General features: G+C 28.5%; 26 protein-coding genes and 2 tRNA genes. 4 read left to right on the forward strand and 24 right to left on the reverse strand.

Annotated elements, in window-relative coordinates; genetic code table 11:
* Window positions 1-57: 57 nt before the first annotated feature.
* The 8 genes from LJD32_RS00300 to LJD32_RS00330 form a co-directional block, all read right to left on the reverse strand.
* A complete protein-coding gene (locus LJD32_RS00300; RefSeq protein WP_227391501.1) occupies window positions 58-282 on the reverse strand; it encodes a hypothetical protein in 225 nt (74 codons plus the stop codon).
* Complete coding sequence (locus tag LJD32_RS00305; RefSeq protein ID WP_264472041.1) at window positions 275-490, reverse strand: hypothetical protein; 216 nt, start codon at window positions 488-490, stop codon at window positions 275-277. The genes LJD32_RS00300 and LJD32_RS00305 overlap by 8 nt, the downstream gene beginning before the upstream one ends.
* Window positions 491-509: 19 nt before the next feature.
* Window positions 510-641 (reverse strand): hypothetical protein, encoded by a 132-nt coding sequence (locus LJD32_RS15205; RefSeq protein WP_264472042.1) that lies wholly within the window; start codon window positions 639-641, stop codon window positions 510-512.
* Window positions 642-653: 12 nt separating this feature from the next.
* The gene (locus tag LJD32_RS00310) at window positions 654-1,079 is read right to left on the reverse strand and encodes a GNAT family N-acetyltransferase (RefSeq protein WP_227391500.1); all 426 of its coding nucleotides are present in this window, start codon (window positions 1,077-1,079) and stop codon (window positions 654-656) included.
* 6 nt (window positions 1,080-1,085) lie between these two features.
* Window positions 1,086-1,688 (reverse strand): methyltransferase domain-containing protein, encoded by a 603-nt coding sequence (locus LJD32_RS00315; protein WP_227391499.1) that lies wholly within the window; start codon window positions 1,686-1,688, stop codon window positions 1,086-1,088.
* 73 nt (window positions 1,689-1,761) lie between these two features.
* Window positions 1,762-2,808: a S66 peptidase family protein gene (locus tag LJD32_RS00320; RefSeq protein WP_227391498.1), complete on the reverse strand. Its 1,047-nt coding sequence runs from the start codon at window positions 2,806-2,808 to the stop codon at window positions 1,762-1,764.
* A gap of 11 nt (window positions 2,809-2,819) precedes the next feature.
* Window positions 2,820-3,563, reverse strand: coding sequence for an alpha/beta hydrolase (locus tag LJD32_RS00325; protein WP_227391497.1), 744 nt, complete (start codon window positions 3,561-3,563; stop codon window positions 2,820-2,822).
* Window positions 3,564-3,577: 14 nt separating this feature from the next.
* Window positions 3,578-6,445, reverse strand: a complete 2,868-nt coding sequence (locus LJD32_RS00330; protein ID WP_227391496.1) for an insulinase family protein — start codon at window positions 6,443-6,445, stop codon at window positions 3,578-3,580.
* A gap of 128 nt (window positions 6,446-6,573) precedes the next feature.
* Between LJD32_RS00330 and LJD32_RS00335 the strand changes: the two genes are divergently transcribed.
* Complete coding sequence (locus LJD32_RS00335; protein WP_119363640.1) at window positions 6,574-7,554, forward strand: LacI family DNA-binding transcriptional regulator; 981 nt, start codon at window positions 6,574-6,576, stop codon at window positions 7,552-7,554.
* 19 nt (window positions 7,555-7,573) lie between these two features.
* Here LJD32_RS00335 and LJD32_RS00340 read toward each other — a convergent pair whose 3' ends face one another.
* The 12 genes from LJD32_RS00340 to LJD32_RS00395 form a co-directional block, all read right to left on the reverse strand.
* Window positions 7,574-8,590, reverse strand: coding sequence for an aldose epimerase family protein (locus LJD32_RS00340; RefSeq protein ID WP_227359624.1), 1,017 nt, complete (start codon window positions 8,588-8,590; stop codon window positions 7,574-7,576).
* A 1-nt stretch (window position 8,591) separates the two neighbouring features.
* A complete protein-coding gene (locus LJD32_RS00345) occupies window positions 8,592-9,866 on the reverse strand; it encodes a galactokinase (protein ID WP_227391495.1) in 1,275 nt (424 codons plus the stop codon).
* A complete protein-coding gene (locus LJD32_RS00350; RefSeq protein WP_227403793.1) occupies window positions 9,863-11,356 on the reverse strand; it encodes a UDP-glucose--hexose-1-phosphate uridylyltransferase in 1,494 nt (497 codons plus the stop codon). Before LJD32_RS00350 ends, LJD32_RS00345 begins: the two co-directional genes overlap by 4 nt.
* A gap of 504 nt (window positions 11,357-11,860) precedes the next feature.
* The gene (locus tag LJD32_RS00355) at window positions 11,861-12,031 is read right to left on the reverse strand and encodes a hypothetical protein (protein ID WP_227391492.1); all 171 of its coding nucleotides are present in this window, start codon (window positions 12,029-12,031) and stop codon (window positions 11,861-11,863) included.
* Window positions 12,032-12,210: 179 nt separating this feature from the next.
* A complete protein-coding gene (locus LJD32_RS00360) occupies window positions 12,211-12,894 on the reverse strand; it encodes an ABC transporter ATP-binding protein (protein WP_032090463.1) in 684 nt (227 codons plus the stop codon).
* Between the two features lies 1 nt (window position 12,895).
* Window positions 12,896-15,199, reverse strand: coding sequence for an ABC transporter permease (locus LJD32_RS00365; protein WP_227391491.1), 2,304 nt, complete (start codon window positions 15,197-15,199; stop codon window positions 12,896-12,898).
* A gap of 54 nt (window positions 15,200-15,253) precedes the next feature.
* Window positions 15,254-16,210: a sensor histidine kinase gene (locus LJD32_RS00370; protein ID WP_227391490.1), complete on the reverse strand. Its 957-nt coding sequence runs from the start codon at window positions 16,208-16,210 to the stop codon at window positions 15,254-15,256.
* Entirely contained in the window at window positions 16,198-16,863 is a 666-nt protein-coding gene (locus tag LJD32_RS00375) for a response regulator transcription factor (RefSeq protein WP_032090465.1), read from the reverse strand. The genes LJD32_RS00370 and LJD32_RS00375 overlap by 13 nt, the downstream gene beginning before the upstream one ends.
* Before the next feature lie 70 nt (window positions 16,864-16,933).
* Window positions 16,934-17,326: a hypothetical protein gene (locus LJD32_RS00380; RefSeq protein WP_032090466.1), complete on the reverse strand. Its 393-nt coding sequence runs from the start codon at window positions 17,324-17,326 to the stop codon at window positions 16,934-16,936.
* Window positions 17,327-17,401: 75 nt separating this feature from the next.
* Window positions 17,402-17,863, reverse strand: a complete 462-nt coding sequence (locus LJD32_RS00385) for a GNAT family N-acetyltransferase (RefSeq protein ID WP_227391489.1) — start codon at window positions 17,861-17,863, stop codon at window positions 17,402-17,404.
* Between the two features lie 52 nt (window positions 17,864-17,915).
* A tRNA-His gene (locus LJD32_RS00390) sits at window positions 17,916-17,991 on the reverse strand.
* Between the two features lie 28 nt (window positions 17,992-18,019).
* Window positions 18,020-18,095, reverse strand: a tRNA-His gene (locus LJD32_RS00395).
* 130 nt (window positions 18,096-18,225) lie between these two features.
* Here LJD32_RS00395 and LJD32_RS00400 point away from each other — a divergent pair.
* Together LJD32_RS00400 and LJD32_RS00405 are read left to right on the forward strand one after the other, a co-directional pair.
* Window positions 18,226-18,993, forward strand: a complete 768-nt coding sequence (locus tag LJD32_RS00400) for a class I SAM-dependent methyltransferase (RefSeq protein WP_119363658.1) — start codon at window positions 18,226-18,228, stop codon at window positions 18,991-18,993.
* A 2-nt stretch (window positions 18,994-18,995) separates the two neighbouring features.
* The gene (locus LJD32_RS00405; protein ID WP_117831861.1) at window positions 18,996-19,823 is read left to right on the forward strand and encodes an alpha/beta hydrolase; all 828 of its coding nucleotides are present in this window, start codon (window positions 18,996-18,998) and stop codon (window positions 19,821-19,823) included.
* A 23-nt stretch (window positions 19,824-19,846) separates the two neighbouring features.
* Here the strand turns inward: LJD32_RS00405 and LJD32_RS00410 are convergent, their stop codons facing one another.
* A complete protein-coding gene (locus LJD32_RS00410; RefSeq protein WP_022002858.1) occupies window positions 19,847-20,188 on the reverse strand; it encodes a phenylpyruvate tautomerase MIF-related protein in 342 nt (113 codons plus the stop codon).
* A gap of 223 nt (window positions 20,189-20,411) precedes the next feature.
* Between LJD32_RS00410 and LJD32_RS00415 the strand changes: the two genes are divergently transcribed.
* Entirely contained in the window at window positions 20,412-20,612 is a 201-nt protein-coding gene (locus LJD32_RS00415) for a cold-shock protein (RefSeq protein WP_022002859.1), read from the forward strand.
* A gap of 36 nt (window positions 20,613-20,648) precedes the next feature.
* Here the strand turns inward: LJD32_RS00415 and LJD32_RS00420 are convergent, their stop codons facing one another.
* The 3 genes from LJD32_RS00420 to trxA form a co-directional block, all read right to left on the reverse strand.
* Entirely contained in the window at window positions 20,649-22,088 is a 1,440-nt protein-coding gene (locus tag LJD32_RS00420) for a L,D-transpeptidase family protein (protein ID WP_227359616.1), read from the reverse strand.
* A gap of 103 nt (window positions 22,089-22,191) precedes the next feature.
* Window positions 22,192-22,791, reverse strand: coding sequence for an HAD family hydrolase (locus tag LJD32_RS00425; RefSeq protein WP_022002861.1), 600 nt, complete (start codon window positions 22,789-22,791; stop codon window positions 22,192-22,194).
* Between the two features lie 25 nt (window positions 22,792-22,816).
* Window positions 22,817-23,122 carry a thioredoxin gene (gene trxA, locus LJD32_RS00430; protein ID WP_147579543.1) on the reverse strand — a complete coding sequence of 102 codons (306 nt, stop codon included), beginning with the start codon at window positions 23,120-23,122 and terminating at the stop codon, window positions 22,817-22,819.
* Window positions 23,123-23,181 lie beyond the last annotated feature (59 nt).

Here is a 23,181-nt window from a genome sequence, read left to right on the forward strand (position 1 = left end):
TCTCCTTTTCTCTACTGTACTTGTATTATAGTTAAGAAAAAAGATTTTCTCCCGACACTATTTGCCTTCATTTGTCTGTTTTAATTTTTCATAAGCTTCTAATAACCAAGTATGAGGCATAAGAAGTTGATGTGTTTCAAATTGATAACCTATAAACCAATAACATCCTTTATCTAAAGAAATATTGATTGCTTCTTTTAATGGCTGATAATAAGGAGGTATTCCTCCTTGATCCCATGCAAGCTTATCTGCCAAGAAAATAATTTTATCATAATCATTCATTTCTTTTTTTCAAAGTTGTATGACATTCAATTGCTGATAAAATATCTTCATCTTCAATATGAAAATAATCATATGCAATTTCTTTAGAAATTCTTTGATACAATAAGAAATGATATTTTTCTTCACTTGGATCTATTTGATACCCTAATTCTTTAACGTATTTATACATATCATCTGGTGAAAAGATTGCACTGATATCATGCAACAAAGCTGTTATCGTACATTTTTCAATATTTAGATGATATTGAATTGCAAGTTTTTTTAGCTTCTTTGGCTACATCATTTACATGATTCCATGTTTTTTCTTTATGATATTTTAAATAAAGTTTTTTGATTTTATCGTATAATTCAATATTCATTTTATACCCCCCCTATTTTAGATATTTAATAAAGCTATAACCTTTTTTAGAATATCCTTGTTTTTCATAAAAAATATGCGCTGTTTTTCTAGAAATCCCACTATTCAAAGTAATCGCAGCTATATTATTTATTTTGGCATATTTTTCAACCTCTTGTATAAGATGTTTTCCAATCCCTTTGTTTTGATAATTTTTATCAACAGCAAGAGCATTTACCCTCATTATTTGTTTTGGAAGTTCAAAGACATAACTTACTTCTATTCCAATAAAACCAACAACTTTATTTTCTATACAAGCAACATAAATCAAATAATTATTTTTAATCATTTCTTGTACTCTTAAAACAAACAAACTATAATCAACTTCATACCCTAATTCATTTTTTAATAATTCATAAATAGGTTTTATATCATTTTCTTCAAAGCATCTTATTTTCATATTTGCTTACCCTATTTTCTTTACCACTAATTTATTCATAGCATGAAGATGCTTAATACCATTTTCATGTTCATCATGAAATTTTTTATTTTCAAACATTAGAGTTTTCCAGTTTGTATAATAATCTTTAATTTCTTCGTTTTTAAAGACACCTACCATAACATCTTTTAAATCATCTGGAATAGGTTCTTCATCTGTAAATAAAGCAATAACATGATATCCATTTACATTTGTCCATTTCTTTAACAACTCTATTACTTGTGGTTGTTTTGTTTTATCAATAAATTGTAAAACACCATGAACAATTATTAAATCATAGGAATATCTAAAGGGATAATCTAACACATCACATACCCATGTATGAATATTTAAATTATTCTTTTGCTTTAAATAATCTATTTTTTCAATCGCATTTTTTGATAAATCAAATGCATCTACTTGAAAACCCAATCTTGCAAGGTATAAAGCATGTCTTCCATCGCCACAACCCACATCAAGTATCTTTGCATCTTTCTTTAAATACGGAACAAGTTCTTTAACCTCTTTACTTGGATTTCCAAATGTTGATTTTTCTTTATTTAAATATTCATCTTCCCAAAATGGTTTCATTTTTTATCTCCTTATTTCCACATCACATTCATTTTATATTTATCATCGTAAAACGATTCACTTTCTCAATCTTTTAAAGATTACATGCGGGTTCTAATAGTGTAAATGTCTTTTTATCTAAATCTAAACGACAACGTACTCCATAAGGGATGACAGCTATAGGAAGTGCATGCCCTATATTAGCATTATATAAAATTGGTAGCTCTGGATGATGCGCTTCTATCCCAATAACCCTTTGATAAACTTTTTTATAAATTTCATATTTTTTTCTTCGTGATGGTTTACCAACAACAATACCATTTATCACATCAAAAAGACCTTGTGCCATGAAATTTCTTAATATCCAAGCTAATTGATATTCTGACATATCTACTTCACTTGTTTCTAAAAACATAATTTTACCTTGCCATTTTTCTTTATCCGGCCATAATTCTGTTCCTAAAACCTCTATAAAAGTATCCAAACAGCCGCCTAACAATTCACCTTCAACAACACCATTTCCTTGAATGACCTCATATCCATTTTCATCTTTATGATATTGTCGTAAAACATTTATATTGTTTTCATCCCATCGAATCATTTCATCATCGTCATCGTAGTAATAAGGTGCTTTGTATATTTCCAATTGTTGTACTGGCTCGAATAATGTTTTTCTCATCATTTTCAATGAATAATCATCCATTTTGACATATTCAGATAAAGTTGTTAGCACCGCTAATCCATAATAAGAAACCAACCCTGCTTTATACATCATCAAATGATTAATTGTTGTATCAGAATATCCTGTAAATATTTTAGGATGATTTCTTATAACTTCAAAATCAATATATGGAAGTAAACGAATCGTATCATCTCCACCAATTGCATTAAAAACAGCTTTTATAGAATCATCTTTAAAAGCATCCATTAAATCTTTTGCTCTTGCTTCTGGATGTTCATCAAGATATTTAATACCCTTCAACGTATTTTCCATAACAACTACTTTTAAACCAAAATCATTTTCTAATCTTTCTTTCGCGATATAATAACGATGAATAGCCCATTTTTCTCCTAAAGTTCCTGCCGATAAACTTACAATAGCTACTTTATCTCCTTTTTTTAAACGTTGAGGTTTAATCATTTTTTATCTCCTTATTTCCACATCACATTCATATACAACTCATTTTGTTTTTCCCACTCAGCTTCATTATGATGACCTCCAGGAATAATATTGATATAACTTGTTGCACCTTTAGATACAATATAATCATTAAACTCTTGAATATTTTTAATAAAGCGTTGTGGTCTTTTAAATTCTTCCGTTCCTAAAGACATATAAATACGTGTATCAGGATTTAAATTTTGAGGAAGATCTCTTTCTAAACGTTTTTTACATAAGCCAAAGGCCGGTGACAAACAAGCAGCTTTAGAAATATATTGGTTGTATTTGATAACTCCATAAAAAGCCATTAAACCGCCCATAGAACTTCCTGCAATGGCTGTACATTCTCTAAAAGGATATGTTCTATATTTTTGATCAATCATCGGCTTTAGTTCATAAACAAGCCAATCTAATGTTTGAATACCTTTTCCTTGAACACGTCCAAAATAACGACTATTTAAGTTATAAGGACAATACTCACTTAATCTTTCATTCCCTTCATGATTACATTCAATCCCTACAATAATCAATTTCTTATCATAATGATTTAAAAATTCAGCTAAGCCCCATGATTTACCATAAGTAGCATCACTATTCAAAAACAAATTATGTCCATCAAACATATAAACAACTGGATATCTTTCATCACTTTGATAATAATCATTAGGTAAATAAATATGCAATGTTCTTTGACAGTTAAATGGTCTTAAATAAACATCATATTTCTCTAACATTGAAAATACCTCTTTTATAATGAAATAACTTCATCAAGATCACATTGATCTATTTGATTTTTACCACCAATAATACATATTCCACCTTTTTCTAAAGTTTCATCGATTTCTTTCGCAATTTCTAATAGCTCATCCTTATCTACATTTAAAATAGCTTCCAATTGTTTTTGTCTTGCTTTTTCATCTTTTTGATTAAAATAATACAAATCACCATATTTGCCAATATTATAAGGCATCATAAGTGGCATTAATCCTGAAAGTGTGCCAATAATAAATCCTGTTAAATCATGATTTTCCTTTAAATAATCTTTTAAAAATGTTCCACATTTTTCATATTTCTTTAAAGATTCTTTTCCATTTGGATCACGATAAGAATAACAACATGTAAATCCTGAAGCACGCGATACTAAACCAGTCCCATAAGCACCTCCTTGTACTCTTACTGCATTCCATAAATACGCTAAAGAAATAATGTTTGAAGCAAGTGGTGTTATTTTAGAAGTCTCTAATAGATAACCTCCTTTAGAGGCATAGGCAATATCTGAAGGAATTATAATTCCTTCTTTTTTAATAGAAAAAGGTTTGATGATTGCTTTTTCTAAAGAATCAGAGATTTTTAATGTTTCTTTTAAATAAAGAACTTGTTTTTCTAAGTTTGTATCATCATTTCCAGTAAAAGATAAAGTTAAACGATTATAGAAACAAACATTTTGATAAACACTTTCTAATTTTTGTTTTAAGGCAACAAAATCAAAATGATCATCTAATTCTTTTAACCATTTATAATAAGCAATTCCACTACTATATTCATCAATAACACCCGAAGAACTTACCATTGCTAAAACTCTTTTCATAGATAAACTATGTCCTGACATAGTAATCGCTTGTTTTAATGAAATAATACGTTGTTTTAAAATATCACGAATCATTTTTTCTTGATCAAAAACAGATTCTTGTAAGATTTCAACAAGAAGTTGTAAAGCTTCTTGTTCATTTTCTTCTAAAGTAGAAAATGTTGCTTTGAAGTAAACTTGATTTTCTTTATTAGTTTTTTCATATGTATTAATAGAATAATTCATTGTTCCACAAAGAAGACGAATCTTTGTAGAAAGATCTTTAGCACTATGTTTTATTGTAGAGATATTTCCTAATAAGGAACAAATAAAAGATAAGGTACTGATTTGATTTAAATCTAAATGATCTATATTAAAATAAAGAGCATAATAATAAATACCATTAGTTTCTATTGAATGTTTTAAAACTTTGCATCCTTCTAAATCTATCAACTTTGAAGGAATCTTTTGTACTTTTGCTTCAATATCTTCAAGATTTAATTTTGGTAAAGTATTTAAGTTTTCTAAAGTGTCTGGTGCTTGTTGGAAAGCATCTAATTGTTTTTGTTCTATTTGTAATTGTTGTTTTTGAACATCTGTCATAGAATTTAAAACATTTGTTAATTTCTTTTCTTCTTTTTCACGACGAATCTTTCCTAACTCTTTTGAAGGTTTTAATACAATTTCACAACTATGTTTATTTTCTAAAAGAACTTCTTGGATAAGATTTTCAAAATACCCTTCATTTACTTTCTTTTTCAAATCATCAAAGATCTTTCCATATTCTAAATGGGCTTCTGGTTTACCTCCATAAAGCCAACTTTCTAATACTTGGAAACCAAAAATAATTCCTTGAGGATATCCCCCAAAGTTTCTTTCTTTTAAATTTAATTCTAAATAAGCAAGTGTCGCATCAAGTTGTTGACGATCAATACCTTTCTTAATCAATGTTTGAAGCGTATCAAAAACAATTTCTTTAACTTGATCTAAGTTTTCTTCTTTTATATGATCAACTTCTAATTGACACCAATTTTGTAATTCACCATCATTAATCGCTAAATAAACATTTTCAGCTAGTCCTTTTTCCAAAAGGGCTTTATTTAAAACCGCTTGATTATCACCACATAAAACATCACTTAATACTTGCATCGCAATGACTTTTTCATAGTCTTGATAACTTCCAATCACATTTCCCCAGGCCATGCGATATTTATTTTCAGCGTTTTCTTCTTCCCCTATTTCATAATCTACCACTTGTCTAGAAATTTGAACAGGTTGTTGATAAATTGGCCCTTCTATTGGTAAATTCGCTTCCATTGAAGAAAGATATTCTTGATTTAAAAGTTCTAAAACGTCATCAAGTGGGACATCTCCATCTAAAAAGACAAAGGCATTAGAAGGATGATAATATTTTTGATAAGTTTGGATAAATTGTTCATAGGTTAAATCGGTAATGGATTCAGGATTACCTCCTGAAACATATTGATAACAGTTGTCTTTAAATAAAGCACGATTCAACGCATTCATCATAATTTCACGAGGACTTGAAAAAGCCCCTTTCATTTCATTTAAAACAACCCCTTTATAAGTTGGTTTTTCTGTAGCTTCAATATGCCATCCTTCTTGTAAAAAGATTTCTTTTTTATTTAAAATCAAAGGATTGAAAACTGCATCTAAATAAACTTTTGTTAGATTCATAAAATCTTGATTATTTCTAGATGAAATAGGATAAAAGGTTTTATCTTCAAAGGTCAAGGCATTTAAAAAAGTACTCATTGAACTTTTCATTAATTCTACAAAAGGCTCTTTGACAGGATATTTTTGAGATCCACATAAGACCGAATGTTCTAAAATATGAAAAACCCCACTATCATCACTTGGTAAGGTTTTAAACGCAATGCCAAATGTTTTATTTTCTTCATCACGTTTTAACCAAGCAAGTTTTAAATGGGTTTTTATATGTTCCATTTCATACATTATTGCATTAAGTTCACTGACTTCTGTCCTTTTTTTAACGACAAAGCCATGTTTTGATTCATTTATTTTCATTGTACTACCTCATTTCTTTACACCTTATTTTACCTTTGAATAAACGTTTTGTAAACGGAGATGATATTTTAGTAAATATTGATTTCAAGTTTACTAAATGATAAAATAACCATAGATTGGAGGTTCTTATGGCAACAATAAAAGATATTGCTGAATTAGCGAAAGTATCAAGCGCCAGTGTTTCACGTATTTTAAATAATGATCCTACGTTGTCTGTTCCTAAAGAAACAAGACAACGTGTTCTTGATGCAGCTAATCAGCTTGGTTATAAAAAGAAAAATAAAAAAATCTATGATACAGTGATGACATTAGGAATCATTCAATGGATATCTCCTATTGAAGAATCCAATGACCCTTATTATTTAAGTATTCGTCAAGGAGTAGAAGAATATTGTTTTAAAAACAAGATTGCTATCAAACGTGTTTTTAAAACAGATGTTGATTATTTAAATCAATTAGAAGATATTCAAGGTTTAGTTTGTATTGGGAAATACAGTCAAGAAGATATTGAAACATATAAAAAGATATGTTCAAATGTTATTTTTTTAGATATGAATATTGATCCTATTCATGAATGTTGTATTTTACTTGATTTTAAAAATGCAGTTAAAGATGCGGTTTCTTATTTAAGTCAAAAACATACTTCAATTGCCTACTTAGGTGGTAAAGAAATAATTCATGATAAGCTCTATCATGATCAAAGAAAAGAATATTTTGAATACTATTGTAAAGAATACAACATTGATTATTCTATAAGCGAAGAAACGTTTTCAATTGAATCTGGTTTTAATATGACTTATGAACTTATTAAAAACAAGAAACTTCCTTCCGCCATTTTTGCAGCAAGCGATCCTATCGCTATTGGTGCCATGCGTGCTTTAAAACAATATGACATCAAAATACCTGAAGATATATCAATCATTGGTTTTGATAATATTGAAACAACCAATTATACCGATCCACCGCTTACAACAGTATTTGCGCCAACGTTTGATATGGGCTTTATGGCTGCTAGACAACTTTTTGATGCTTTTAAACATAATGAAAATATTTCACCGATCAAAATTCTTTTACCTTGTTTTTTAATCGAAAGAAATTCGTGTATTTAAAAATCTCTAGATTTTTTCTCTAGAGATTTTTTATAACTTCAAATTTATAAGATGTTTTTTCATCATAAGTGTCGCCTGCTTTTAAAATCGTACTTGGGTTTTCTTCTAGATGAATCGCATCCGGCATATTTTGTGTTTCAATACAAATGGCATCACGGGCATTGTAATGTTGTCCATATTTACCAAGACGACCATCTAAATAATTCGCTGTATAGATTTGTGCTTGTGGTAAAGTCGTTGAAACGGTTAATTTTCTTCCTGTTTTTTCATGAACCAATTCAACTTGGTTTTCTTTTGTATTAAAGATCATTGGATGATCAAATCCTTTACCAAGTTGTAATTGTTCATCATCATTATCGACACGATCTCCAATATAGGCAAATTCATTGAAATCAAAAGATGTTCCTTTGACATCTTTTATTTCACCTGTAGGAAGTCCATCAGGATCAATGCAAGCAAAACGATCAGCATGAACTTTTAATAAATGTTGATATACATTTTCTTTTTTGCCAGATAAGTTAAAATACGAATGATTCGTAATATTAATAAGCGTATCTTTCGAAGTAGTTGCATGATAATGCATGGTAAGTGTATCGCCTTCAAGTGAGTAGATTGCTTTAAAATCTAACTCACCAGGATATCCTTCTTCCCCATCTTTAGAAACATAATGGAATTCAACACTTGTTTCATCAAGCACTTGATAATCAAATACTTGATAAGAAAAGCCTTTGATTCCTCCATGTAAGGAGTTAGGTCCATTATTAATTGGTAAATGATAAGTTTGACCGTTTAATTCAAAAGTTCCTTTTTTAATACGATTAGCAACTCTTCCAACAAGCGCCCCAATATAGGCATCTAATGTTTGATAAGATTTAAAATCATCATATCCTAAAACCACATCATCAACATTTCCTACTTGATCTTTCATCAACACTTTAACAAGTGTACATCCATAATTAGAAACAACAACTTCTAATTCATCATTTTTAAGTGTAATTAAATCAATATTATTTTCTACTTTCTCTATTTTAATCATCTTAAAGTACCTTCATTCCACCAAATTTTCTTACTTTTAAGACATGACAGGAACCTTCACCAAAATACTTTTCAATTTCTTCTTTATAATGATCAACGTATTCATCTTCCACAAAGGCTTGGATTGTTCCCGCAAATCCACCTCCATGAACACGGCATACATCATGATTTTCTAAAATACCTTCTGATAAAGCAAGGGCCAAAGAAACAGCTTGATTATCTGGATATTTATTTGAATAAACGTTTTGTAAGTATTTATATGAAGAATCTCCTGAATCTTTAATAACTTGTTTAAACGTATCAAAATCATTATTTTTTAAAGAAGATACTGCTTTTTCCACACGTTTATTTTCATTAAATAAATGAATTGCTCTTAAAATCGCACGATCTCCTACTTCTTTTCTTACTGCGACTAATTGGTTATAAAAATCTTTTTCATCCACTTCTCTTAAAAATTCTTTGCCAAAGAATTGAGCTACTTTTTTCATTTCATAAGGAACAGCTGCATAATCATCTGTTAAATCTGCATGAGACGCATGGACATCTACGATACATAAACTATGTTTAAATGAAGAAAATTCAACATCTACTTTTTCGACAACAGGTTTACTATTATCCTTAAAATCAATATGAATCAAACTTCCTACCGAACAAGCACTTTGATCCATTAAACCACATGGTTTTCCAAAATAGACATTTTCACTATATTGTCCCACTTGTCCAATCACGACAGGATCGACTTTCATTTCATTATAAAGACCTGAAAGAATGGTTCCAATCATAACTTCAAAGGCTGCTGATGAAGATAACCCTGAGCCTTGTAAAACATCACTTGTCATATAAGCGTTAAATCCACCAATGGCATAACCTAATTCTTTAAAACGGGCAAGAACTCCTCTCATTAGTCCTTCAGATGTGCCCACTTCGTCTTCTTTTTTTGATAAATCATCTAAAGAAATAGGTTTTAAATCATAATCATCCGATAAAACTTTAACGACATCATTTTTAGAAACAACCGCAATAATATCTAAGTTGATGGCTGCCGCTAAAACTTCACCATTTTGATGATCCGTATGATTCCCACTGACTTCACTTCTTCCTGGTGTACTATAGATTTCAATTTCTTGATCTCCATAAAGTGAAATAAATTTTTCAATTGCTGCTACATATCTTTGAGGTTGTTTTTCAATACGACTTTCATCAATATAGACTTCTTTTAAAACATCATTATAAGTTCCCTCTTGAATTTCTTTAATCACTAAACTTGCTTTTTTCATTCTTTTTCTCCTACCATTTCTACAAATTTAATAAAAGCTTCTTTTCCTTCTTCATTCATTTTAAAGACACCCGCATCTTCTAATACATTAACGAATTTATGTGTTAATTCTTCTTTTAGTAATTGATCCACTGTATCTTCATTAAAATCATGGCTCTTTAATTCATTATACCATGCCTCATGCTTTTTCATATTTGAAATTTCTAAAATATTCTTTTTCCCTAATAAACATTCTTTTAAAACTTCTAATTCATCTTTTAATCTTGCTGGTAAAACCGCAAGTCCCATCACTTCAATTAAACCAATATTTTCTTTTTTAATATGATGTAAGTTTTGATGAGGATGGAAAATACCATCAGGATATTTTTCACTTGTTCGATTGTTTCTTAAAACAAGATCCATTTCATACAATCCATTTTTCTTTCTTACAATTGGAGTAATCGTATTATGTCTTGTTTTTTCACTATAAGCGATAATATCCAATTTTTCATTAGAATAATTGATCCATTTATTTAAAGTATCTAAGGCAAATCGAATCATTTGTTCATCATTTGTTGAACGTACACGAATGGTTGATAAAGGCCAATTTAAAACACTGATTTGTAAATCAGGATATTTGTCTAAAGATATATCTTTAACAACTGTCGCTCCTTCTATTGGAAAGATATAATGTCCTCCTTGGAAGTGATCGTGTGTTAAAATAGATCCTCCTACAATTGGTAAATCCGCATTTGAACCTAGCATATAATGTGGAAATTGTTTAACAAATGAAAATAATGATCTAAACGTATTTTCATTAATGACCATTGGTTGATGGTTTTCATTAAAAATAATGCAATGTTCGTTATAATAAACATAAGGTGAATATTGCATGTAATAACGATATCCATTTAACATTAATGGGATAATACGATGATTTTGCCTTGCGGGATGATTAAAGTTTCCTGCAAAACCCACATTTTCTTTACATAAAAGGCATTTGGGATAACCACTGGCTTTGATTGTTTTTGCCTTCATGATTTCTTTTGGATCTTTTTCTGGTTTAGATAAATTAATGGTAATTTCAATATCACCATATTTATAAAATTGTTTGAAACGAATATTTTTATCTGTTCTTGTTTTTCGAATATAATTCGATGCAATAGATAAATCATAGAAATACTTTGTTGCTTTTTTAGAATCTTCTTTATAATACTCTTTAAATGTTTGAATCACTTCACTTGGACGAGGCATTAAACAATTCATAATGCGCGTATCAAAAAGATCTCGTTCTGTAATATTATCTTCAATGAGGCCTTCTTGACAAGCATAATCTAACATTTCTTCTAAAATATCTGTCGCCACTTCTAATTCTTCACTCATTTCTTCTTTAGTAAAATGATCTAAATGAAATAAATCTAATAATAAGTTCACTGCATAAATTTCATCATCTTCGCTAATTAAATGATGTTGTAAACCAAAATAAATAAGTCGGTTAATTTGATGATTCATTTTCTATCCCCCATTCTTTCTCAATCTCATTTTATCACTTTAGTAAACTTTATCAATATATTTTACTAAATATTAGTTAATAAAATGTATTTTTAGTAAAAAAGATAATACTTCCGTATTACCTTTCAATTATTTCTTTATCATTTTTAATCATTTCACTTTGATTTTTATAAGAAGGAAGATACCGAAACACTATAAATTCTACAACCTCATCTGTTTGATTTTCAAAAGTATGAATATCTTTATCAATAGAAAGCAAATCCCCCTGTTTTAATTTTAATGATTGTTCCTTATTTGTTTCATCTAAATAACGATAAACAAGCTCCCCCTTTTAAAATAAAAATATTTTCTGAAATACGATGATGTCTATGCCATTCTTGCAATGTACGAGGATTAATTTTATTATAATGAATTTCAGCATCATTTAATAAATAATAGTCCACCTTTGTGCCGTTTGTTTTATCTACATGAATCGCCTAATCTTTCCTAATTAATTTCATACAATTATTCTCTCGCAAATGAATTTACATATAAAGCCTTTAATTCTTCATCATCCATTTCATCAACTTCTAAATAAAAATGTTTGACCCCTACTGCATCATAATAACCTATCACACGATCTTTCATCTCTTCTTTACTGACTTCTTTTTTTACACCATTAATTGTTACTTCCATAATTATTCTCTCCTTTTCTCTATTCTATCAAAAAAATGGACTCTTCGTCCATTTTTACGACAATTATTTCTGTTTCATAAATCGTTAAATCATCCATAATTTTCCTCCATAGCTCTACTCTAACAAAAAGAAAATATTAAAGATGTTTTTATCTTTATTTAAACCACAAATAAACGTATTTAAATATGATTTGTATCTTGAATAATTTTTCCATCTTCAATCGTAATAACACGATCAGCAATAGAGGCAATTTCTTGATCATGAGTTACTAAAATAACCGTTTCATGATATTTTCTTTGGGCGATTTTTAATAAATCAACAACTTCTTTAGAACTTTTAGCATCGAGGTTCCCCGTAGGTTCATCCGCGAAAATAATCGCTGGTTTACTTGCAAGGGCTCTTGCAAGGGCAACTCTTTGTTGTTGTCCTCCTGAAAGTTCATAAATAAAAGAATTCTTCTTTTCTTCTAGACCTAATAGATTAATAATTTCATTTAAATAATCATCATCAATCTCGCCATCATCTAAATGAATTGGTAAAACTATATTCTCTAAAACATTTTGTGTGGAAATAAGATTGAAGAATTGAAAGACAAAACCCATTCTTCTTCGTCTAAAACGCGTTAAAGTATGATCATTCATTTCATAAAGAGACTTTCCTTCTAAATAAACTTCTCCTTTTGTTGGTTTTACTAAACCTGCCAAGATATGAAGAAGTGTACTTTTTCCACTTCCACTTCTTCCAACAATAGCTACAAAAGAGCCTTCTTCTATTTGTAAATCAATATGATTGGTTGCATAGATTTTATTATCTTCATAGCCATATGTTTTAACAATATCTTTCGCTTCTAAAATAACATTCATATTAGTCATCTTCCTTTCTTATTTCTTCATTTTGATGTGCTTTTAAAACAATTAATAAAGGAATATTATAAACACATAAATAAACTAGAAAAATAATCCCTACTAAAAGTATTAATTGCGCTATTGGAAAATAATGATCGATACTTCCTCTTAATAAAATCAACTCATAAAAACCACAAGGAATAAGTGTATATAAAAACATTTTTATTGATTTCCATACTTGTTTTATTTTAATTTCTCGATAACTTAAACCTATAATATGATACATAAGATAATCTTGATAATTATTTTCAATATGATTGTAATTTAAAAACATCATTAAAATAAAACCTACAGCTAATGCAAGTATTAAAAGATGTTTAGGAATATTTAATGTAGAAAACAAACTTACTGAAAGTTCATCACTTGTTACCATTTCATAAACTCTTGCTTCATAATGTTTTTTCATGAACTTTTCTACTTTTATAACATCTTTTATTGGATACCAATGATATCCTGAATAATATTCATCACTTGTATTGAATCGTTTTAAATCATCTTCAAACATATAAATCATTGAATCATTATAATATTCATTTTCATTGATTCCAACAATGGTATATTCCTCACCTGCAATTATCACTTTTTCATTGAGTTTTACTTCATCAAGAGCAATCTCATAATTGTCATCTCCTAAATAATTTCCTTGATCACCATGAGAAGATGTTGAACTTTCTACTTGATATTTTTTCCCTTTAAAAGTTACTTGATTCGCTTCAACTTTAAGATTTGGATTCCGTTCTTTTGAGAGAATAACATGATTAAAATGATTGCCCACGACAATTTCATGACTTTTTTGGGGAAATCTTCCTTTTAAATCATCTTTATTACTTTGATAATAATAAAGTTGGCAAAGTTCATAAACAGATTGAGGCATTTCTCGATAGGTCATAGTTATTCCTTCATCAATATAATGATGATTAATAATAATGTCATTTTGAGAAAATTCTTTTAAAAATAAATTTGCTTCTTTTTGAGTTACCTTAATAAGTTCTACTTGACTTTGTTCATTTCGATCTTTTGTTTGAATAGGATGTCCTTGATAGAAATAAACAAGCCCATATAAAGAAAGTATTAAAACAAATACATAAAAACAGATATTCATTCTTTTATTTGCCCATAACTCTCTCGTAGCTAAGGAAGCAAGTGTTTGTTTTTTTAATTTTTTATATCTTACTTGAATATAATTAAACTTTTTGCTATCAAAAATACCTATCAAAGCATTCTTAGAGCTTGAATAAATGGGAATGAGAATCGTTATAAAAATACAACTCATCAATACCAATACTAAAAATAATATTTCTTTAAATGAAATTTGATAAATAAATGTATGATAGGTTTTACTTTGAAGATAGAGATAACCTAAAGATACACATACACCTATTAACAATCCTATTAAAATAGAAAGAAAAGAAATCAGCATGTTTTCTTGCATGACCATCATCATTAATTGATTCGTTGTCATTCCTATTCCTCGATAAAGAGCCATTTCTTTCATTCTCTTCTTTAGGGAAGTAGAAGTTAAAGCGAATAAAACAAAAAGTGTAATTATAATAAATTCAAACGTTTGTTGGAGCTGATTGGTTGCTTTTTCTACTTGATTATGAAATTCATTATGATCATAACCATAAGGATTATAATCATAATGAATTTCTATTTCTTGATAGTTATTTCCATCATTAAATTGAATATAATGATTATCTGATAAAACAGACATATTCGAATAATAATCTTTTGTTTGATACGTCTCTAAGTTTGTATAAATATCAGGTAAGTTTTTATTGGCGGTTTGTATAATACCAACAATCGTATAATTTTTTCCTTCTATTTCTATTTGATCATAAAGTTTATACTTTTTAGAAACTTTTTGATTGATTAAAATTTCTTGATCATTTTGTATTTTTCTTCCTTTAATAATTTTTACTCGACACAATGAATAAATATCCATTTCAATATGACCTATTTGGTAATTATCATATTTTCCTTGAAAATCTACATAACCATATTTAATAATATCTTTAAAATAGTCTTTGCTGTAGATTTCAATTCCTTTTTGAGTTTGTTCATCAATATTTTCTATTCGTGTATACCAAGAACCATAGGTAGAAATATGATAGTTCTTTTTCATTTGATACAGATTATCAACAATAAAAAAACTTGAAAAAATAAAAGTAGAAACAATTAAAAGAACGATTAAAACAATAAGATAATGCTTTTTATACTTTTGAATATTTCTTTTTGCGAGCATATTGATCGTATGTGACATATTCTTTCCTCCTCTAACTTTATCTTACGATTCAATCATGAAAACTAAGTGAAATTAGATTTTTTTCTTCATTTTCATTTGAGGAAGTACAATTTCAAAGCAAGCACCTTGTTGATTATAAGCTTTTATAAAACCGTGATGAGCCTCTATTATTTCTTTAGCTATATAAAGTCCTAATCCTGTCCCTTTTGAATTTTCCCCACGATAAAATCTTTGAAATAAAAAAGGAAGATCTTTTTTCTTAAAACCATTTCCTTGATCTTGAATCATCATTTTTAAAGTTGTTTCATTTTCATAAACAAAAATAGAAAGGGGTGTAGAATTTTTTTCTAAACAATTCTTAATAATATTTTCTAATGCTTCTATAAACCATTTTTCATCACATAATACTTTTATATTTTTATTTAAATGAATTTGCGGATTTAGGTAGTCTAGATCTTCTTCTATTTCATCAATAAGCGTTTGTAAATCATATTCTTTAAAACAATATTGGATATTATGAGAATCTAATAAGGCGATGGTTTGTAAGTCATTGACTAAAAGTTGTATTCGTTGTATTTGATGTTCTATAGAATACAACTTTTTATTTTGGTTTTCTTCAAGTAATAATTCTGTTTGTATGCGAATAGAGGTAATCGGTGTTTTTAGTTGATGAGAGATATCTTCAATATAGTCTTTTAATTTGAGTTGTTCTTTTTTAACAGCTTTTAATGATTGATGATATCTTTTATTAAGCACATATAATTTATTAGATAATAGACTTTCTTTAGATTCACCATCAATAATCGAAAAATCTTTTTGTTCAATAATAGCATCACAACATTGTATTAAATAATTCATTTGTTTCTTTTTATGATTTTGATTCCACAAATAAAAAATAAAGCTTATAAAAATAAAAATATTCAATAAATTTAATCTCATTAAAAAATCATATATTTCCATAAACATAGCTAATACAATTGAAACCATGAAACACATATGAATATTCTTTTCTTTTTTTATATCTTCCATCGATACCCTACACCCCTTAATGTTTCAATATATTTTTGGTTTTGATATTCCCCTAAAGTCTTTCTGAGTCTTTTTAAATGAACAGTTAACGTATTATCTTCTACTACATGTCCTGTTATCTCTTCAATCATCATCAATAAATAATCCCTTGTAAGTACTCTTCCATGTCCTTCGACAAGTGCTACTAATAAAGTAAAAGTAATAGCACTCAATTCTAATTCTTGATTTTCTTTAAATACTTTATGTTTTAAAGTATCAATAATTAAGTCATCTATATAATAGATTCCTTGTTGTTTTATTACCTTTCTAAGAGCACATTCAATTCTGGCACAGAGTTCTTTAATTCCAAAAGGCTTACAAACATAATCATCGCCACCTTCATTTAATCCTTTTACAATTGTTTCTTCATCATTTAAACAGCTTAAAAAAATAATAGGCATCTCATATTTTTCTTTAATCTCTTTACATAAATCAATTCCATTACCATCAGGTAATTGAATATCTAAAAGAATGAGATCAATATATTCATTTAATTTCTCTAAAGTTTCTTTTTTAGAATAAGAAACTTCCACAATATAAGCCTTATTCTCCAACATTTCCTTTAAAGAATCTGCGATACTTTCATCATCTTCTACAATTAATATTTTTTTCATAATTATCACCATCTCTATCATACCATGCTTAAATGAAAAAAAGATGAAAGTAGCCACTTTCATCTTTAAATTATTTTTCTAAAACAAATAATTGTTTCTCTTTAATATAAACAAGTAAATGAACTAAAAAACAAATACAAACCATTTTCATAGCAGGTGAACTTACTAACATAGGAATAATAAAAAAGCCATATAATACAAGATCCATAAAAACGATTCCAAATAATAAACCTGTATTTTTCTTTAAATCAATACTTTCATGATGCCCTACTTTATAAATAAGCAACAAGATATAAAGAATTCCTACAATAAAAATCATACAATAAGCGATTTGATAAATATTTTCAAAGATTTTTATTTTATGTGTTACCATAAAACTATTAAAATACATGGCACTCATTGTATAAATTAATTCAAAAATATAAATAAGACAAATCAAATACATGCCTAACTTTTTTTTCATAAGACTTCACCCTTCCTTTATTTAAGTATATAAAAAAAATGTGTAAATCTTGTGAAAAAAAGAACCAAAATGGTTCTAAAGACGTTTTTTCAACATTGTAATACTTTCTCTTGCCCAAACTTCTTTAAAGCCTAAATCAAGAAAAAGATTTTTAGCTGGATTATTTGTTTCAATATCATCACATAAAAAGCGAAGACCATTTTCTTTAGCTTGTTGACATAAAAGTTCTAAAGCCTCTTTCCCTTTACCTAAATGACGATATTTAGCTTCAACAATAATATTAAGAACATACTCACGATATTCTTCTTCAAAATAGTAAGAAACTTCTCCAATATATTTTTTTAAAGTATCATCATAAATATAGGCATAGTAATATTTAGCATCATTCATCCATAAAGCATACCAAGGTTGCCAGATTTTTTCATTGAAATCAACAGTTCCCCCATTGTTTTTATTAAAGGCCATGGTTTGAGGATCTTTTAAGAGCTTTTTACGGTATTTTAATTCTTCAATTTGAGGTTGTACTAATTTAATCATATTCTTCTCCATAAACAAAAAAATCCTTTATTAAGGACTTTATCTTCACTAATGGGGCGGACGATGAGAATCGAACTCACGAATGCCGGAGCCACAATCCGGTGCGTTAACCACTTCGCCACGTCCGCCATGGACTATTATTATACAGTTAAAAAATGGGGCGGACGATGAGAATCGAACTCACGAGTGCCGGAGCCACAATCCGGTGCGTTAACCACTTCGCCACGTCCGCCGTATCAACTGCATGTATTAATTTACACTATTTCATGAATTTTGTAAAGTATTTTTTACAAAAATATCTACATTCTTTTTAAGATTTATTATACAATAAAAAAGAATATAATAATGAAAAGGATAAGTGTATGAATGAATTAGAAAATTATTATGGAAAATTTTGTGAAGACAAACGTCTTTTAAGAAAACATGGACAAGTAGAATATCGTACTTCTATGAAATATATTCATGATTATTTAAAAGCTGGTGATCGCATTTTAGATATCGGTGCTGGTACAGGAAGATATTCTGTCGCTTTAAGTCAAGAAGGTTATGAAGTAGACGCTATTGAACTTGTGAAATATAATCTTGGAATGTTAAAAGCAAAGAAAAGTAATGTGAAAGCCTATCAAGGAACTGCTTTAGATTTATCACGCTATCAAGATGAAACTTTTGATTTAACACTTTTATTTGGACCAATGTATCACCTTTTTAGTTACGAAGATAAACTGAAAGCATTGTCTGAAGCTAAACGTGTAACTAAAACAGGAGGAGTTATTTTAGTTGCTTATGTCATGAATGATTATAGTGTACTTGTTCATGGCTTTAGGGATGGTCATATTAAGGAAGCTTTAAAAAGTGGGAAAATTGATGAACATTTTCAAACACAAACCAATATCGATGATCTTTATAGTTATGTCAGAATCGAACTGATCAATCAATTAAATCAAGATTTGAATTTAAAAAGAATTAAGATTATTGCTGCTGATGGACCAGCAGATTATATGCGTCCTATTTTAAATAAAATGGATGACGAAACATTTGAACTTTTTATGCAATACCATTTATCTACTTGTGAAAGATTAGATATGATTGGCGCAAGTTCTCATACTTTAGATATATTAAGGAAGGTGTAGTTATGGCAATTATTAAATTAAATTATTTATCAAAAGCATTACTTAGAACTGTTGATGTTACTGTTGTTTTACCAACAGATACATTAGATATGGATACAATGACATATAATCAAAAGAAGGAATATAAAACACTTTATTTATTACATGGTATCTTTGGTGATCAAAATGATTGGCTTTATGGTACCCGTATTCAAAGATTTGCGAGTGAAAGAGGATTATGTGTCGTGATGCCAAGTGGAGAAAATATGTTCTACGTTGATCAAGAAAATACACATAATTTATATAGTCAATTTATTGGAGAAGAACTTGTAGAAATGACACGTGCAATGTTCCCTCTTTCTCATAGAAAAGAAGATACTTTTATTGCTGGTCTTTCAATGGGAGGCTATGGTGCTATTGTCAATGGTTTAAAGTATTACAATACTTTTGGTTTTATTGCCGGTCTTTCAAGTGCTTTGATGTTAGATGATTGGGTAGATTGTAAACCTCCTATCATTCAAGGGGTTGACGCTAAAAAATATTATGAAAGTTTATTTGGCGATATAACAAAATTAAAAGAGAGTGATAAAGATTACTATGCTTTAGTAAAGAAAATCCCTCATGATCAACTTCCTAAAATGTATATGTGTATTGGAACGGATGATTTATTACTTGCCACAAATCGTAAATATCGTGACTTTTTACTTGAAGAAAAAGTAGATTTAACTTATGAAGAAGGACCTGGAAATCATGAATGGGATTTCTGGGATCGTTATATTTTAAAAATTTTAGACTGGCTTCCTTTAAATAAAAAAGATGAAGGTTTAAATAGTGGCCACGTAAGCAAATAAGAGCAGGATAACCTGCTCTTATTTTAAATCAACGTTTGATTAAGTCCCCAATGATCAAATTCATGGAAAATAACATAAATATTATCAGCTTCGATTTTCGTTGTTTCATGAATCATTTGAATCATCGCTTCTGTTAATTTTTTCTTATCATCAAATTCTGCACTTTTATAAAGATTGATTTCAATCATCATACAAGGAGTTTCTTCTCCTTTAAAATACATAATTTGATCATCTTCCATATGAATCATCAAAGCTTTTTCTGTTTTACCAGGAATAAGTGAAATGAGTTCCCCCGATTTTGATTTAATTGTATTTTCTTGTCTTAAGGTTAATTTATGATTTGTTTTAAATGATATATATGGCATAATAATTCCTCCTCTTCTTTTTATTTTATCATTAAAAAAATAAATTGAAACTGTTTACAAAATATTTTTTGTAATGATATAATAGATATGCAAAGGTTTTATATGATTTTCCAAAATATCTCAAATATGAGGAAGTTGTATTTCACTTTATGTACACAATCTCATATTTGCGATTTTATACATAGAGTATTTCCATTTGTAATTTTTATAGGAGGTACCAGACATGGCTGTCGGAAAAGTAAAATGGTTTAATGCCGAAAAAGGATTCGGATTCATCACTAGTGAAGAAGGAAAAGATATTTTCGTTCACTTCTCTGCAATTCAAGCTGATGGATACAAAACATTAGAAGAAGGTCAAACTGTTGACTATGATGTAGTAGAAACTGATCGTGGTCCACAAGCACAAAACGTTGTTGTAAAATAATGTATAGAAAAGAGATTGCTGATGCAATCTCTTTTTTTATCTATAAACAACGACTGGTAAATTAACATAAATTTGTGAATATAAGCTTCCAGCAAATCCTGTTGGTAAGTTAATACATCCATGTGAACCGCTATTAATATAAATATCTCTACCAAACGTACTTCTCCATGAAGCATCATGTAGCCCTATACCTTTATTAAATGGCATCCAATAAGAAACAGGTGATTCGTATTCATATTTCCCATTTGGTTGTTTTGTTCCTCTTAAAACTCTATTTCTTTCCTTATTATAAATATAATATGTACCACTTGGTGTAAGTCTTGTAGGATCACTTTCTTTACCACTTACAAAATCACTTTCTAAAACAACACTTCCATCTTTAACAAACCATAAATGTTGTTTTGTAATATTGATTTCTAAATAAGTCGTTCCTAGTCCACCATTTTCTCCTGATGGAAGTTGTCCTGTATGTTCAGGTATTCTATTATTTTCACTTTTATTTTCATTGATCATTTTTAATAATGCACTTACTTCACTATCAGTAGAAACTCTAAATCCATAAGTTCCTCCACTGACTGTATGACTTTGTCCATCTTTTCCAGTAAACGTTCTTGTTGCACCAATGGAATTATATTGACTTGCAAGTTCTTTAACAAAGGCAGTTAATTTTTCTTTAAAAACACTTTCATCTTTTGTATAACTTCCATCATCTTGTTTACTTAACCAAGTAATAAGTGTACTTCCATCTAAAGCAATTTCTTTTCCTTTAGGTGTTGTATATGTAATTGCTGATAAACAATATTCATTTGCTGCCTTTAATTGATTATTCAAATCTTGATCATCTTTGTAAACTTGAGGTTTAACATAACCATTTGCTTTTGTAACATCTAATTGTTGTTTTCCTTCACTTAAAGCTACCTTGATATTTTTAACTAATTCTTCAATATTAAATTTTGATCCTAACGTTTCTTCAATAATTGAAAAACTTCCATCTTTATATTGAATATAGGCATCTGTTGGTGCAATTTGATTTTCTTCTTTAGCATGTTCCATTGATGCTATACCATTTGTTAAGTTTTCATCACTGATTTGTATTAAATCAGTTAAAGTATTTTTTTCATTTTTAAAGAATCCTATAAACCAAGCCCATTTATTTTGATTTTTCATTAATTGATTCAATGAATTATCTTTATTATAAGATACACCTAATTGAGCTGATTGTAATACTTCACTTTGTCCATCATTAAAAATCAATTTTAATGATTGTCCATTTACTTTCTTAGATAATTGATCATTTGCTTTTTGTAATGTCATTCCTCCAACATCACTCCCATTGACCATTGTTCCATTTAAAAACTTATCATTGTAATATAGCATTCCTGCTAAATAAACAATAAGAAGAACCAAAACAACGATTCCGCAAATTAAAACAGGCTTTTTATGATTTGAATACCAATTATTCTTCTTTTTTGTCATAAATATTCTCCCTCTCTTACATTTCCGCACCTATTTTATCACAAAATATTTATAGGTAAAGAAAAAGTATGGTATTTATCATAAAAAATGATAATCCATACTTTTATAAGATATTTTCTATATATTTTTCTAATTCTTGTATATTTTGATGATAAACAAAGCCTTTCATACCAACTTTTATAGCTGCATCTATATTTTCTTTTAAATCATCAACAAAAAGGCATTCATTAGCTTTTAGATGATAACGACTTAAAAAATCTTGATAAATATCTAAATTTGGTTTTATTTTTTGATATTTTGCAGATGTATAAAGCTCTTTAAAATGTTGAAAAATAGATTTTGATTGATAATATTGATAAAATTGCATTGAACAATTAGACAACAAATAAAATTGATATCCTTTACCCTTATATCTTTTAATAAATTCTTCCATTTCATCAAACTGATCAAAATAATCAAACCAATGTTCAAAAGCATACACAATTAAATCCCTTTTTTCATCAGGAATTTGTTCAATTAATTGTTTTTTGGCATCTTGTAAAGAAAGAACCCCTTGATCAAGTTGTGCCCATTGTTTTGTTTGAAATAAATGTTTAATAATATAATCTTTTTCTTCTAAAGAAGATGCAAGCTGACTTGCAATATAGGAAACATCCCATTTACAACAGACATTCCCCATATCTAAAACAATATTTTTTATCATATGTAAAAAATAGGCAAACTGCCTATTATAATAAAGGATTAAGTTTTTCTAAGATAACATCTTTTCCAACAAAACCACTAATTTGATCAACGGCTTGACCATCTTTAAAAAGAATTAAATGTGGAATAGATTGAATTCCATATCTTCCTGCTAATGAAGGATCTTGATCAACATCTACTTTTGCAAATGTAACTTTTGGTAACTCTTGAGCAACTTCTTCTAAAACAGGAGCTAACATTTTGCATGGTCCACACCAATTAGCAAAGAAATCAATCACAACAACACCTTTAGAAATAACTTCATCAAATTGTACATTTGTAATAACTTCCATAATTTCACCTCCATTATATTATGCCAAAACTCTTTTTTTTTACAAGTGATATGCTTATA

This window comes from Faecalibacillus sp. TM498 (assembly GCF_020589955.1).
Lineage (GTDB): Bacteria > Bacillota_I > Bacilli_A > Erysipelotrichales > Coprobacillaceae > Faecalibacillus > Faecalibacillus intestinalis.